Source organism: Mesobacillus jeotgali (assembly GCF_900166585.1).
Classification (GTDB): domain Bacteria; phylum Bacillota; class Bacilli; order Bacillales; family Cytobacillaceae; genus Mesobacillus; species Mesobacillus jeotgali_A.
Window position 1 is genome coordinate 557727 of sequence record NZ_FVZC01000008.1, and the last position, 13719, is coordinate 571445.

Annotated in this window: 14 protein-coding genes, 1 tRNA gene and 1 riboswitch; of the genes, 8 read left to right on the plus strand and 7 right to left on the minus strand. The window is 43.3% G+C overall.

Annotated features, from left to right (window positions below; genetic code table 11):
- Nucleotides 1–42 precede the first annotated feature (42 nt).
- From B5X77_RS07870 to tenA, 4 genes are read right to left on the minus strand one after another with little or no spacing between them, the layout of a single operon-like run.
- Nucleotides 43–843 (minus strand): energy-coupling factor transporter transmembrane component T family protein, encoded by an 801-nt coding sequence (locus B5X77_RS07870; RefSeq protein WP_079506835.1) that lies wholly within the window; start codon nt 841–843, stop codon nt 43–45.
- Entirely contained in the window at nt 827–2284 is a 1458-nt protein-coding gene (locus B5X77_RS07875; protein ID WP_079506837.1) for an ABC transporter ATP-binding protein, read from the minus strand. The genes B5X77_RS07870 and B5X77_RS07875 overlap by 17 nt, the downstream gene beginning before the upstream one ends.
- A 13-nt stretch (nt 2285–2297) precedes the next feature.
- Nucleotides 2298–2879: an ECF transporter S component gene (locus B5X77_RS07880; RefSeq protein ID WP_079506839.1), complete on the minus strand. Its 582-nt coding sequence runs from the start codon at nt 2877–2879 to the stop codon at nt 2298–2300.
- Nucleotides 2880–2906: 27 nt separating this feature from the next.
- A complete protein-coding gene (gene tenA / locus B5X77_RS07885) occupies nt 2907–3596 on the minus strand; it encodes a thiaminase II (RefSeq protein ID WP_079507636.1) in 690 nt (229 codons plus the stop codon).
- Between the two features lie 128 nt (nt 3597–3724).
- Nucleotides 3725–3833, minus strand: a riboswitch (TPP riboswitch).
- 293 nt (nt 3834–4126) lie between these two features.
- Between tenA and trxB the strand changes: the two genes are divergently transcribed.
- The 6 genes from trxB to B5X77_RS07915 all read left to right on the plus strand — a co-directional run bounded on the left by trxB (nt 4127) and on the right by B5X77_RS07915 (nt 9367).
- Nucleotides 4127–5077: a thioredoxin-disulfide reductase gene (trxB, locus tag B5X77_RS07890; protein ID WP_079506841.1), complete on the plus strand. Its 951-nt coding sequence runs from the start codon at nt 4127–4129 to the stop codon at nt 5075–5077.
- A gap of 580 nt (nt 5078–5657) precedes the next feature.
- On the plus strand, nt 5658–6116 hold the full coding sequence (locus tag B5X77_RS07895; protein ID WP_079506843.1) for an NUDIX hydrolase: 459 nt from the start codon (nt 5658–5660) through the stop codon (nt 6114–6116).
- Nucleotides 6117–6152: 36 nt separating this feature from the next.
- Complete coding sequence (gene rapZ, locus B5X77_RS07900; RefSeq protein ID WP_079506845.1) at nt 6153–7046, plus strand: RNase adapter RapZ; 894 nt, start codon at nt 6153–6155, stop codon at nt 7044–7046.
- Nucleotides 7043–8026, plus strand: coding sequence for a gluconeogenesis factor YvcK family protein (locus B5X77_RS07905; RefSeq protein WP_079506847.1), 984 nt, complete (start codon nt 7043–7045; stop codon nt 8024–8026). Before rapZ ends, B5X77_RS07905 begins: the two co-directional genes overlap by 4 nt.
- 116 nt (nt 8027–8142) lie before the next feature.
- Nucleotides 8143–9090: a DNA-binding protein WhiA gene (gene whiA, locus B5X77_RS07910; protein ID WP_079506849.1), complete on the plus strand. Its 948-nt coding sequence runs from the start codon at nt 8143–8145 to the stop codon at nt 9088–9090.
- A 19-nt stretch (nt 9091–9109) separates the two neighbouring features.
- Nucleotides 9110–9367, plus strand: a complete 258-nt coding sequence (locus B5X77_RS07915; protein ID WP_041967465.1) for an HPr family phosphocarrier protein — start codon at nt 9110–9112, stop codon at nt 9365–9367.
- Nucleotides 9368–9418: 51 nt separating this feature from the next.
- Here the strand turns inward: B5X77_RS07915 and clpP are convergent, their stop codons facing one another.
- Nucleotides 9419–10024, minus strand: a complete 606-nt coding sequence (gene clpP / locus B5X77_RS07920; RefSeq protein ID WP_079506851.1) for an ATP-dependent Clp endopeptidase proteolytic subunit ClpP — start codon at nt 10022–10024, stop codon at nt 9419–9421.
- A gap of 336 nt (nt 10025–10360) precedes the next feature.
- Here clpP and B5X77_RS07930 point away from each other — a divergent pair.
- Nucleotides 10361–10432 (plus strand) — tRNA-Arg (locus B5X77_RS07930).
- A gap of 286 nt (nt 10433–10718) precedes the next feature.
- Here the strand turns inward: B5X77_RS07930 and B5X77_RS07935 are convergent.
- Together B5X77_RS07935 and B5X77_RS07940 are read right to left on the minus strand one after the other, a co-directional pair.
- Nucleotides 10719–10886, minus strand: coding sequence for an aspartyl-phosphate phosphatase Spo0E family protein (locus B5X77_RS07935; protein ID WP_079506855.1), 168 nt, complete (start codon nt 10884–10886; stop codon nt 10719–10721).
- A 415-nt stretch (nt 10887–11301) separates the two neighbouring features.
- Complete coding sequence (locus tag B5X77_RS07940; RefSeq protein WP_079506857.1) at nt 11302–11673, minus strand: hypothetical protein; 372 nt, start codon at nt 11671–11673, stop codon at nt 11302–11304.
- 489 nt (nt 11674–12162) lie between these two features.
- On the opposite strand from B5X77_RS07940, the gene rpoN reads away from it, so the two are divergent.
- Complete coding sequence (gene rpoN / locus B5X77_RS07945) at nt 12163–13506, plus strand: RNA polymerase factor sigma-54 (protein ID WP_079506859.1); 1344 nt, start codon at nt 12163–12165, stop codon at nt 13504–13506.
- The last annotated feature ends 213 nt before the right edge of the window (nt 13507–13719 follow it).

Here is a 13719-nt window from a genome sequence, read left to right on the forward strand (position 1 = left end):
CCGTGAGTACAACGACTACCCATTAAAACAGCAGCGCCCGTATTATAGTGACCGGACATCGACAGCAGGGAAAAGCGGATAATGCCCGGAAATATAAAAGACAAGCGAAAAAAATATTGCGAAATAGGCTATGAAAATCAAGTCGTACCTTGAAAAGCCTGTCTGATAATAATAGGTCCGCTTGGTGCGGTCCGAGAACCGCTTTGCTTCCATTGCCACCGCAATCCTGTATGCTCGGCGGATGCTCTGGGAAAGCAGCGGAATCGAATAGCCTTTGATTGATGACAAAATTCCTCTGACAGTAAAGGTATTCTGGATTCCTCTAATTGTCCTTGCATACCTTATAGTGGCCAGTTCTTCGATCATGATTGGAATCAACCGGATACCTGCCATGAAGCTGTATGCATATTTGGGGTTCAGCTTCAGCTGCTGCATCAAAGAATAGAAAAGCAGGACCTGACTGGTTGTCAGGGCAAAGGTGAGACCAAGCATGGCATAAATGAATGCCCTGAATCCAAGGTGAATTCCCCTGTAAAGACTTTCCTCAGTAATATGGATCAAGCCCCATTTGAATAGCGTCAATTCCCCTTTCCCGAACAGGATCATCGACGAAGAGGTCGATAGGAAAATCAGCAGGAAAGGGATAGAGAAAAGCATAATCGTTCTGACGGGGTGGCCTGTGAAAAAGAGAAACAATATGGCAGGTCCAAATGCAAAGAGGACCATCGTGTTCAGGTTATGGATGAACAGAACCACAACAAAAAGACAGGCAAGCACCATTAGTTTCACACTGGGGTTGATTCTATGAAGCCAGGTCACTTTCTTGTCAAATTGAATATGCATGGCTGGCCTCCGCTTCTGTCATTTCTGCTTCTTTAACCACTAATTCACCGTCAATGACATTCCAGACCTTTGTGGCAAAGTGCTGGATGATTTGATTGTCGTGGGTTGCCATAATGATGATATGCCCGCTTTTTCGGCAGCTTTCTAAAAGTTCCAGGACCGCAAATGTATTTTTTGAATCCTGGCCAAATGTCGGCTCATCAAGAAGGAGGATGGCAGGATTCTGGGCAACAGCTGTGGCAACACTAAGACGCCGCTTTTGGCCCATCGATAACTGATAAGGATGCAGCTTCCTTTGATCCGTGAGATTGAACAGCACTAACAGCTCGGAAACCTTCTCCTCAATCAGTTCTGGCTCATCAAGTTTTTGCCGGAAAGTAATCGCAAGCTCGTCAAAAACCGTATTCGCAACGAATTGGAGTTCAGGATTTTGAAAAACAAACCCTGCCTCGCTTGATATGTCCTTATTCCTTCTAATATTCCGTCCGTTCACGTGATAAGTCCCAGACGTTTTCAGCAGCTGAATGAGTGATAAAAGCAATGTGCTTTTCCCGGCTCCATTTTTGCCGGTAACCGCAATCCAATCACCAGACGTTGCTTCAGCATGCTTAATCTTGATTCTGATTTCTTTATTTCGGAAACCTTTAAAGTTTTCTAAAAATACTTCCCTCTTAATCTGGAAATCTGTCGTTTTAAAAGGAGGTGCTGTCGCTTTGTATTGGTCCCATACTCCCGGATACCAGATTCCATATCTCTCGAACTCAGTTCTATAGGATTTAAAAACAGACTCAGGGCTGCCATCCGCCAAAATGGTTCCTGCCGCATCAAATACGATGATCCGATCAATGAAGTCAATCACATGCTCAATTTTATGCTCAACAATGATAACTGTCTTATCAGCTGAGATTCTCTTTACCGTTTCCCAGATTGCTTTTGTTCCTTCCGGATCGAGCATCGCGGTTGGCTCGTCAAAGAACAGGACCTCTGGATCAAGTGCAAGCACAGATGCAATCGCCAGCCGCTGCTTCATGCCGCCAGAGAATGTATTGATCCTTGAATGTGGGTCAGCCAGGTCAAGGCCTACCAGTGACAGGAGCTCGGAAATCCTTTTGGGCATCTGTTCTCTTGGAACCTGAAGGTTTTCCAATACAAAGGCAATTTCTTCATCAGCGTATGGCATGCAGAACTGCGTGTCTGGATCCTGGAAGACAAATCCCCAGGAATCAGGATACTTGGAGCGTTCAAATTTGATCGGTACCTCAATGGAATTTGGAATCAACCCAGAAAGTGCCTGTAACAGAGTCGACTTGCCGCATCCTGAAGGGCCAAGCAGGAGCACTTTTTCTCCTTTTTCAAATGATATGGACAGATCCTCGAAGAGAAGCTCTTTCGTGCCAGGAAATTTTAATCTCAGCTTTTCAAATGAAGATATTATTGGCATCCAATCACTCCTGTCATTGGCTTAAAGAATCAAAGTCATCCTGGGATGCCGGCCTAAGGATATTTGTAACGCCCGTTCGCTCAAGGGCTCTTGCGATACCCAGTGCCAGCAGACCGGAGAACACAATAGAACCTGCAGCTCTCATGGCAATCAATAACGTTAGGTTCCATGCCGCAAGGTCTTCGATATATCCTTTGTAAAAGTCCATTATCAATGAGCCTGTGCATGCTGCCATACTGGCAAGACTGACAACAACCACTCCAGAGCGTCTATAGCCAAAAGCCATTAACACCAACTCCGCAAACAGCCCCTGGACAAAACCATAGATCAGTACCTCAAGTCCCCATTCAGAGCCCATCAGGAATTCCCCGGACGAAGCAGCCACTTCGGCAAGCAGGGCAACACCAGGCTTTCGGATTACTAAAAATGCAACAACGGCAGCGATGAACCACATTCCATAGATGAATTGATCCAGATGAAGCCCCAGCGGTTTCAGCGCATAGTATAGAGGCCCCCAAATTTTATAGACAATGCCGAATGCAATGGAAATGACGACTGTAACTAAAATATCTGTTAATTTTAATCCTTTTGACATTTTTCTTCTCCCTTGCTGATTTCCAGCTTACTGGACAGCGGTTTTATTATTGTTCATTGACCAGTCTTCAAGCGTGCTGGCCATTTCCCAGAATTTAAGCTCATAATGGCAGCTGTATAAGAAATGCTGCTTCATCTTTTCTTTTTCTTTTTCTGAAGCACTTTCGGCAATGGCATCAAGAAGGCTGAGCTGTTCTTTGACAAGCTCGCTGAACCAGTCACTTCCGTACGCACCAATCCAGTCCTGGTATATAGGTGTCTCGGGGGCAGCATGCTTCAGTGTTTCTCCGATTTCGTAATAAATCCAGTAACAGGGAAGGAGGGCAGCAATGATTTCCCCCAGGCTGCCTGACGCGGCCACCCTGTAAAGATGGGAGGTATATGCATAAGCAGTGGGTGCTGGCTTGAAGCTTTGGAGTTCTTCCCTGGTAACTCCAAGCTGGCCCATGAATCTTTCATGCAGGCTCAGCTCAGCCTGGTATGTACCCTGTGCATGGGCAGCCATTTTGGCAGTAATAGATAATTCCTCTGCCCTTGAAGCGGCAATGGCCTGGATGCGTGCAAAATGCGATAAATAATAGGAATCCTGCAAGACATAGTAACGAAAGTTCTCAATCGGTAATGTCCCTTTTGCAATTCCTTGAACGAAGGGATGGTTCAGGTTGGCTTCCCAAATGGCTCTTGCTTCTTGACGGATCAATTGTGTAAAAGTAGACATGACAACCTCCTGGTAAATGATGATTTTTTCAACATCCTGCCGGCTTAGGACGCTGATTTTTTTCCAATAAAAAAGCCACTTTCTGCAGGCAGAAAGTGGCTGTATTGGCATCAAAACAAAAGCATACCATTCCAGATACTCCACTTCCCTACGCTGGTATGATCCAGATCAGGTTCAAAGGGTCTTAAAGTTTCACTTTAATCTCAGCCTTAACAAAAGGCTCCCCTAGCAGGTAAAAATTGTATTAAATTTATTTTCTGTGAATTATCATAACATTCTTCACAAAATTGTCAATATTTTAGCAGGCATCTTAATCCGGAAACAATTCCTGTTACTCAGGAGGGTTATGATTTTTATTGGTCTAGAGCCTGTTTTAGGTAATTTCGTAAATCCGGGGAACACGTTACCCCGTCAAGCATATTTTTGGACTATATGCTTCCTGTTTTATAGGATATGGTTATGAAGGAAATACTATTTTCGAATGTATAATGAAAATTAGCGGACTATGAAATTCAAAGGAGTTGTACACCATGTCAGAAGAGAAAATTTATGACGTCATCATCATCGGCGCTGGACCGGCCGGGATGACGGCTGCTGTCTATACATCACGCGCAAACTTGTCGACACTGATGCTTGAGCGCGGCGTGCCTGGCGGCCAGATGGCGAATACGGAAGAGGTTGAAAACTATCCGGGCTTTGACCATATTCTCGGGCCGGAGCTTTCTACTAAAATGTTTGACCATGCGAAAAAATTCGGTGCTGAATATGCTTACGGTGATGTGAAAGAGGTCATCGACGGCAAAGAATATAAAACCATCAAGGCTGGCAACAAAGAATACAAAGCCCGCTCGATCATCATCTCAGCTGGTGCTGAATATAAGAAACTTGGTGTTCCTGGCGAGCAGGAGCTCGGGGGCCGCGGTGTTTCTTACTGTGCGGTATGTGATGGCGCATTCTTCAAAAATAAGGAGCTTGTCGTTGTCGGCGGCGGTGACTCAGCGGTTGAAGAGGGAGTGTACCTGACTCGCTTCGCTTCAAAAGTGACGATCGTTCACCGGCGTGAGGAACTTCGTGCACAAAAAATCCTTCAGGATCGCGCGTTTGCCAATGATAAAATTGATTTCATCTGGAACCACACTGTCAAGCAAATCAACGATAAAGATGGAAAAGTTGGCAGCGTAACCCTCATTTCTACAAAGGACGGAGCGGAACAGGAATTTAGTGCCGATGGTGTATTTATCTATATCGGAATGGTTCCATTGACAAAGCCGTTCGAAAGCCTCGGAATCACAAACAGCAATGGCTACATCGAGACAAACGAACGCATGGAAACAAAGGTCCCTGGCATTTTTGCAGCTGGAGACATACGTGAGAAAACATTGCGCCAGATCGTTACCGCAACAGGCGATGGAAGTATCGCCGCTCAAAATGCCCAGCATTATGTTGAGGAACTAGTAGAAGAAATGAAAGCGAACGCTTAAGTAAGGGATAGGCCCGCCGAAATTGGCGGGCCGTTATATTGTGCCATCATCAAAATGGGTAAGAGCAGAATTGCTGGTAAAAACATGACACTGCGGCATAAATTAACAAAAAGTAATTATTTATTAATTCTTCTGTAACAGTAGTGAAACAATCATGGGGTATTATAGGAATAGAAATTGACCCCCTTTTAAAAATATAATCCTTTGACGGCACAGGTTATCCTGTGCTCTTTTTTTTACATAAAAATGAAACAGGCCATTGCAAGGGAATATAACACCTTTTTATATTGGGAAATTTATTGAACAACAAATTGTTGTTGATTATATTATTCCATTCTCCGAAAAGAGCTTTTCTTGACAAAAATATCATCTTTCTATTCATTGTGGGTAAAAACTAAAAATAGTATAATGGAAAGAATAAAAAGTCCGGCTAATATTTTGAGTCTGTTTTGCATGAATTGAAGCTATGAAGGCTTCCTTGCTATAAGGAATCCCGAGAGGAACAAATTTAAAGAGTGCAGAACTGCCCGTACTTTTGCGGAGTGGTTTGCTTGTGCATATAGATGAAGAGGTGGAATGTATGCAGCGCGTGACAAATTGTGTTTTGGTGAAAGATGAAAAAATCCTGCTGCTCCAGAAGCCGCGCCGCAATTGGTGGGTGGCTCCTGGCGGGAAAATGGAACCCGGAGAAACCGTAAAGGATTCATGTGTCCGGGAGTTCCGTGAAGAAACAGGGATTTATTTGAAGAATCCGCAGATTAAAGGGATTTTTACGTTTGTCATCAAGGAAGATGATCAGGTCGTTTCCGAATGGATGATGTTTACGTTTTATGCCACTGAAGCAGACGGGATCAATCTCGATGTTTCGGAGGAAGGCACCATTTCCTGGCATGAGCTTGAAGAGATCAAGGATCTGCCAATGGCTGCCGGGGATTATCACATTCTTGAATACATGGTCCATGGACAGGGAATCATCTATGGAACTTTTACTTATACACCAGATTTCGAGCTTATCAATTACAGGCTCGATCCTAGTTGATTAAATAAATATCTGATTTTACAGGGGGAAAGAGAAATGAGTACCGGTTCAACTACTGATACCCAGCTCGTCATCATAACAGGCATGTCAGGCGCGGGGAAAACGGTCGCGATTCAGAGCTTTGAAGACCTCGGTTTTTTCTGTGTTGATAATCTGCCGCCGACATTGCTGCCAAAATTCCTTGAATTGATGAAGGAGTCCGGCACAAAAATGAATAAGGTGGCACTTGTCATGGATTTGCGCGGACGCGAGTTTTTTGATTCGCTGTTCAAAGCGCTTGATGAACTGGCAGAAACATCATGGGTAACGCCCCAGGTGCTGTTCCTCGACGCCGATGACTCTACGCTTGTTCGTCGCTACAAAGAGACGAGACGCTCACACCCGCTTGCTCCCTCAGGCCTGCCGCTAGAAGGCATCCAGCTTGAACGCGAGCTGCTGGAAGAGCTGAAGGGCAGGGCTCAGCTTATCTATAAAACAACGGGCATGAAGCCGAAGGATCTCCGTGAAAAAATCCTTGAGGAGTTCTCGGTGAACAAAAAGGCGATTTTTACGGTGAATGTGATGTCTTTCGGATTCAAGCATGGATTACCTATTGATGCTGATCTTGTTTTCGATGTCCGCTTCTTGCCGAACCCGCATTATATTGACCATATGCGTCCTAAAACTGGTCTTGATGAAGAGGTGTCGACATACGTTTTAAAATGGAACGAGACAGCCAAGTTCCTTGAAAAGGTGACAGACCTGCTGAGCTTTATGCTGCCGCACTATAAGCGGGAAGGAAAAGCACAGCTCATCATTGCCATCGGATGCACGGGAGGCCAGCATCGTTCCGTTGCGCTTGCTGAACATATCGCCAAATATTTCGAGAAAGACTATCATACTCGAGTTACACACCGTGATATCGAAAAAAGGAAGGAACCTACGACATGATGACTGAAGGATTGCCAAGAATCGTCATCATCGGTGGCGGAACGGGCCTTCCAGTCCTGCTCCGGGGCTTGAAAAAGCATCCGGTTGACATTACTGCGATTGTCACGGTCGCTGATGATGGCGGGAGCTCAGGCCGCCTGCGGGAAGATATGCATATTCCTCCTCCCGGCGATATCCGGAATGTCCTTGCTGCACTCTCGGATGTAGAACCGCTGATTGAGGAAATGTTCCAACACCGTTTCAACACGTCCAATGAGTTGTCCGGCCACTCGCTCGGCAACCTGATATTAGCGGCGATGACATCAATTACCGGCAATTTCGTCCATGCGATACAGGAGATGAGCAAAGTCCTTAATGTACGCGGAAAGGTTCTGCCGGCAGCTAACAGGAGTGTCATGTTAAATGCGGTAATGGAGGATGACAGCATTGTCAGGGGGGAATCGAAAATTCCTTACTCCGGAAAAAGAATCAAAAGAGTGTTCCTGAATCCCGAAGGCGTAAAGCCATTGCCTGAAACGCTCCAGGCCATAAGGGAAGCAGATTTGATTGTCATCGGACCGGGCAGCCTATATACAAGCATCCTGCCAAATCTGCTTGTAAAAAGGCTTGGCAATGAAGTTTGCAAAGCCAAAGCCCGTAAGGTATATATCTGCAATCTGATGACCCAGGCGGGGGAGACCCATGACTTTGCGGCAAGTGACCATATAAAAGCCATCTATGACCATATGGATTGCGCGTTTATCGATACGATTCTGGTGAATAGTGAAACCATCCCGCCTGATGTGGAACTCCGTTATAAAGAAGAACTAGCCCAGCCTGTCCATTTTGATCTTGATCAGCTGACATCTTTAGGAGTCGAGGTCGTCCAGGATGAAATCGCGGAGCTGGATGGCAATGTCATCAGGCACGATACAAAAAAAGTTTCAGAAATTTTATATTCTATGATTATAAATGAAACCAAAAAGAGGTATAACGCGTAAATATATAATGCAAGCGTTTGTCTCGATGGAAGGTATATTGTAAATTCCAAAAAAACAGCTGCTGCGCTTGCCGATCAACCATGGCGCCAGCACCATCATAACCAGGGGGTGAAGAGGTGTCGTTCGCTTCGGAAACAAAAAAAGAACTCACGAATATTGACGTGAAGGGCTGCTGTGCAAATGCCGAACTGTCCGCTTTGATCCGGATGAATGGTTCCCTTTCCTTCTCTAATCGTAAACTCATCGTAGACATACAGACTGAAAATGCCGCGATTGCCAGGCGGATCTATACTCTGATCAAGAAAAGCTATCAGGTACAGGTGGAGCTTCTGGTAAGAAAAAAGATGCGGCTGAAGAAAAACAATGTTTATATTGTCCGCCTGAAGGAATCAGCCAGAGAGATTCTGGAGGATTTGAAGATTTTAGGAGAAGGCTTTGAAATTAATTATGAAATTTCACAGGAATTAGTCAAGAAGAAATGTTGTAAGCGTTCTTATTTAAGAGGGGCTTTCCTTGCAGGCGGTTCGGTGAATAATCCGGAAACGTCCTCATATCATCTTGAGATTGCCTCGATGTACCAGGAACATAATGATTCATTATGTGAGTTAATGAACACCTTTGGATTGAACAGCAAAACACTTGAACGGAAAAAGGGCTTCATCACCTACTTGAAAGAAGCGGAAAAAATCACTGAATTCTTGAACATTGTTGGCGCACATAATGCGCTGCTGCGTTTCGAGGATATCCGGATTGTCCGTGATATGAGAAATTCGGTTAACCGTCTCGTGAATTGTGAAACGGCCAACTTGAATAAAACAATTGGCGCTGCCCTAAGACAGGTAGAGAATATTCGCTACATACGGGATACAGTCGGCCTGCAAATTTTACCGGAAAAGCTGAGGGAAATTGCTCAGCTCCGTGTCGATTACCAGGATGTCACCTTAAAAGAGCTGGGCGAAATGGTCAGCGGGGGGACGATCAGCAAATCAGGAATCAATCACCGGCTGCGAAAAATTGATGAAATAGCAGACAAACTGCGTGCCGGGCAAACAATAAATAAATAGGGATAGAGGAGGAAAAGCAATGGTTGAAAAACAGGTAGAAGTCAAATTGAAAACTGGGTTACAAGCCCGCCCTGCAGCATTATTCGTACAGGAAGCAAACAGGTTCTCATCGGATATTTTTCTTGAGAAGGATGGAAAAAAGGTAAATGCAAAGAGCATAATGGGCTTAATGAGCCTTGCAGTTAGTGCCGGCGCATCCGTGAACCTGATTGCGGAAGGAAATGACGAAGAAGAAGCAGTAGAAAAATTGGCTGAATACATCCAGAAAGAAAACTAATAGTCCAAAAAAAACTCGCTCCCATCACGCTGGGGCGAGTTTTTCTGGTTTTTATTTATCTTTCTTTTCCTCAAGTACGTTGCGAGTGATGATCTGGTCTACAAGACCGTATTCCTTTGCACGCTCAGCTGTCATGAAGTTGTCGCGGTCAGTGTCCTTAGCGATTACTTCAAGCGGCTGGCCAGTGCGCTCTGACAAGATGCCATTCAGCTTTTCACGAAGGAATAGAATGCGCTTTGCTGCGATTTCGATTTCAGTCGCCTGTCCCTGAGCACCGCCAAGTGGCTGGTGAATCATGACTTCTGCGTTAGGAAGTGCATAGCGCTTGCCTTTTGTTCCGGCAGCCAGAAGGAATGCACCCATGGATGCAGCCATACCGATACAGATCGTCTGTACATCCGGCTTGATGAACTGCATAGTATCGTAGATGGCCATTCCGGCAGTGATGCTGCCGCCCGGGCTATTGATGTAGATGGAAATGTCCTTTTCCGGATTTTCAGCTTCCAGGAAAAGCAGCTGTGCTACGATTGAGTTGGCAACATTGTCATCAATGCCGCTTCCCAGCATAATGATGCGATCCTTTAAAAGGCGGGAATAAATGTCATATGCCCTTTCGCCCCGATTCGTTTGTTCAATAACTGTAGGAATCAAGTTCATGTTTGTTTTCCTCCTTTAACGTAAGATCTCCACTGCTTTTGTAAAAGCAGCACTGCCCATAAAAGGCAATTTGCAGGCTGGCATTAAATGGTATGATTGCCAGAGCACCTATGTAGTTTTATGATACACGCATGGTCAATAAAGGTCAAACAAATCGCTTGCGGAGCCTGCATAAATTGTTCGACAATAAAGTATATTCGAATTTGCTGTACCGTATCCATCTTACCCAAGATTGTCATTTTTAAACAATAGCCTGCCAGTCCTGCCAAAAAATCATTCTTGCAAACAGGCACAACATACCCTATAATAGGTAAGCGTAACGCTAACTTCAAACATGCCCTCGTGGTGCAACGGATAGCACGTAAGATTCCGGTTCTTGAGATGTGGGTTCGATTCCTGCCGAGGGCGTACTGAAATCAATGAGTTCCTGTGTTTGTATGAGTTTTATACAAGCATAGGAACTTTTTTTGTTTGGGTGCTTTTCGTTCGTGGATACTATGCAACACAATGAAGGCATAGTCGTACTTGAGAAATGAGGATAATTAGCTAAAACTATAAAGTCAAAAAATCACATAGCCATTTATGCAAAATGCCTTATGGCTTCTTGCCAAAAAAAGACTACATGGTGGACTATAGCGTAGAGAATCGGGATGAAACCTTATGAATGTGCAAGGGGGGCTCTTTGTTAATGCTGTTAATGCAATAACTTTTGATACTTAACGATTAATCTATCTAAGTTTTGACTTATCCTAATGGTTTCAGGATCATTAAAGCCTTTCGAATTAACAGTGGTGATGAGTTCCTTCTTTAAGTATTCTATTTTAAATAAAAGAATTTCTTTCTTTATTTTAATACACTCCATATTCAGCCCTCTGAAAATTTTTCTTTATAGAAAAGTAGAACTACTCACGTGATTTTTGATATCTAAACAGCAGTTCGCTATATCTAATATTAAAGCGTTTTGCTTCTTTGCTATTTACCCCATATCTCTGCATGATTTCCTTGTACCTCTCGCTGAAGAGGATATTTGAATTTCAATAAATTCCTTCGTATTAGACAAAACCAACATCCTTCATGATTTTACAAAATAAGACATACGCAAGTATTATTTTACCAATGGTGGTTTTAAATTCCTGTTCGTATTGTGACAACTTTGTGAATTGGGGACGAAAGTAATTTAGCGGAATTATTGTCGCTAACTTTGTTTTTGGGAGGTTTACAGACGAATACTTTACATGAATTAATAAAAAGCCCTTCTCAATCGAGAGGGGCTCGCATTAGTTATTTTTTTGTATAGCTCCCAAACTCTCTAAAACAATCTTTGCATCTGCATTAATATAGGAAGCTAGGTCTGATCTGAGAAATAATTTCGGGTGATCTTTAATAAGCAGTTTCAACCCTCTGACATCAAATTTAGATGCATACGAGTTAACTGCGTTTATAAGTGACATTTCTTTCCTAGTTAAAGGTTGTGCCCCGGTTTTGTGCATTTCACTAATGAAGTTGAGAAGTTCCCGAGCATTGCTATTCAGTCTGTTCCTATGTTCATTTAAAACATCCATGTTTTCTTCTAATAAAACTCTAGCAGTTGCAAAATCCAAATCATCAACAATTTTATTGATTGTCGACGTAAGTTCAGCTACAGTCAATCCTTACATCTCCTTACTTATATAGATAAACTAAGTATCGGTGATAATTCCATTTTCTTTAAGTTCAGATATAGAGTTACTAATGGAATTGACTAAAAAAGCGCCTATATTTAATAAACTTTTCTGGACTTCGTCAAATCCAAATGAAAACCGGTTAACTATTTTTATGTGGTTCGATGACATTGATGGAGCATTGCTTAGAAAAGTTCATCTCTTTTTTGTTTCTTTCATTTACAATTTATATTGGTGAAAGAAAGTATGGAGGGAATTAGGTACTTAGATAAAAGAAAACCTATTTCAGGATACATTCAGAACACCTTCCGAAGTTATAGTACTCATTTGTATTAACTTAAAATTTATCTAACCGATGGGAATCCAATCATATTATTGTAAAAATGATGGGAATACTTCCGGGTAACTAGTCATGCCAAATTCTTACCATACACCAAAGCCCGTTTATCATGTAAAATAAATGCAGGGGTGATTTGGATGGATATGAAAGCTGGTTTGATGCAAAAGCAAACGTTAAAATTGGCGATGACGCAAGAGCTGACCCAGGCCATTGCGCTTTTGCAGTATTCTGCACAGGAGCTTGCCGCTTTTCTTGAAGCTAAATCGATGGAAAATCCCCTGTTGCAAGTAGACTTTAAAAACATCACTCATCTTGATTCCAATATGGACCGAACGAGGAAAACGACAAAAAGAACTTTTGATCGGGACCAGAAGAACTTGATTGAGCAGATTGGTTCGGGTGAGAGCGAGACGCTTGAAGAATTTCTTCATTCCCAATTAAATTCCTTAAAAGCATCACCTGAGGAAAAAGTGATTTTACCAGTGTTGATTGAAAACATAGATGAAAACGGTTACTTGAATTTAGACCGAGATGACCTCATAAGAAGGTTTGGAGTCGATGAAGAAATCCTCGATTGCGCTTTCTTCAAGCTGCAAACATTGGATCCGGCCGGAATTGCGGCAAAGGATCTTCAAGAATGTCTTCTTATTCAGTTAACACGGCAGCGGCGGACACCTGGAAATCAACTTGCAATTACCATTATTAGCGATTACTTTCTTCTTTTTGCCGAAAAAAAGTGGAAGGCATTGGCTAAGATGCTGCAGGTTGAAATGAAGGATATCCAGAAGGTTCATGACGAAATCCAGAAGCTAAATCCCAGACCAGGCGCAAGTTTCCAGAGGGAGAAGCCGGCCTACATCGTTCCGGATGTTGTAGTGAGGCGTGAAGGAGATGAACTGTCTGTCGGCGTGTATGATGCCTTGATTCCGAAAGTCTCTTTCAATGATGGATATTATCGGGAGCTGTCCCGGCATAAGGACCAGGAAGTTAATAAATTCCTCCAGGAAAAACAAGGGGATTATCAGTGGATCAGGCGCAGCCTGGAACAGCGGAAGGAAACCCTTCTTAAGGTGTCCATGAAAATCATTGAAAAACAACCGGATTTTTTCCTGAAAGGGCCAGCCTATCTAAACCCGATGACTATGAGGGAGGTAGCTGATGAGCTTGAAATCCATGAATCGACCGTCAGCAGGACTGTCCGTGAAAAATATATGCAAACACCAACCGGGACTTATGAATTGAAGGCCTTTTTCACGAGTTCGATCCAAACAACCGAAAATGACCAGGCTTCATCTCAAAAAGTAAAAGCAGCCATAGAACACTATATTAAGGAAGAAGATAAAAGGAAGCCGATTTCCGACCAGTCCCTGGTTGAATTGCTTAAGGAACAGGAAGGAATGGTTGTGTCACGGAGAACGGTCGCAAAATACCGCGACCAGCTTGGAATTCCATCTTCGTCGAAACGGAAAAGGTTTGATTAGGTTCTGTACTATTTACTACGAAGAGGGCTATTCCAGAAAAAATTGGGAATAACTTCTCTTTTGCGAATAAAGAGCGATATTTACGATAAATAATGTTTTTTGCGAATAATACCGCTGTATTTGCGATTGGAAACACTTTGCGAATAAAGCAGCGGAATTAGCGACTAACGCCTAAGCGGGCGAATAAAATAAGTATGCAATTAGTAGAAGGAG

What these genes read in the sequence shown, in the direction of transcription:
- B5X77_RS07870 (WP_079506835.1), bottom strand. Translation starts at nt 843, where the DNA reads ATGCATATTCAATTTGACAAGAAAGTGACCTGGCTTCATAGAATCAAC.
- B5X77_RS07875 (WP_079506837.1), bottom strand. Translation starts at nt 2,284, where the DNA reads ATGCCAATAATATCTTCATTTGAAAAGCTGAGATTAAAATTTCCTGGC.
- B5X77_RS07880 (WP_079506839.1), bottom strand. Translation starts at nt 2,879, where the DNA reads ATGTCAAAAGGATTAAAATTAACAGATATTTTAGTTACAGTCGTCATT.
- tenA (WP_079507636.1), bottom strand. Translation starts at nt 3,596, where the DNA reads ATGTCTACTTTTACACAATTGATCCGTCAAGAAGCAAGAGCCATTTGG.
- trxB (WP_079506841.1), top strand. Translation starts at nt 4,127, where the DNA reads ATGTCAGAAGAGAAAATTTATGACGTCATCATCATCGGCGCTGGACCG.
- B5X77_RS07895 (WP_079506843.1), top strand. Translation starts at nt 5,658, where the DNA reads ATGCAGCGCGTGACAAATTGTGTTTTGGTGAAAGATGAAAAAATCCTG.
- rapZ (WP_079506845.1), top strand. Translation starts at nt 6,153, where the DNA reads ATGAGTACCGGTTCAACTACTGATACCCAGCTCGTCATCATAACAGGC.
- B5X77_RS07905 (WP_079506847.1), top strand. Translation starts at nt 7,043, where the DNA reads ATGATGACTGAAGGATTGCCAAGAATCGTCATCATCGGTGGCGGAACG.
- B5X77_RS07915 (WP_041967465.1), top strand. Translation starts at nt 9,110, where the DNA reads ATGGTTGAAAAACAGGTAGAAGTCAAATTGAAAACTGGGTTACAAGCC.
- clpP (WP_079506851.1), bottom strand. Translation starts at nt 10,024, where the DNA reads ATGAACTTGATTCCTACAGTTATTGAACAAACGAATCGGGGCGAAAGG.
- B5X77_RS07935 (WP_079506855.1), bottom strand. Translation starts at nt 10,886, where the DNA reads ATGGAGTGTATTAAAATAAAGAAAGAAATTCTTTTATTTAAAATAGAA.
- rpoN (WP_079506859.1), top strand. Translation starts at nt 12,163, where the DNA reads ATGGATATGAAAGCTGGTTTGATGCAAAAGCAAACGTTAAAATTGGCG.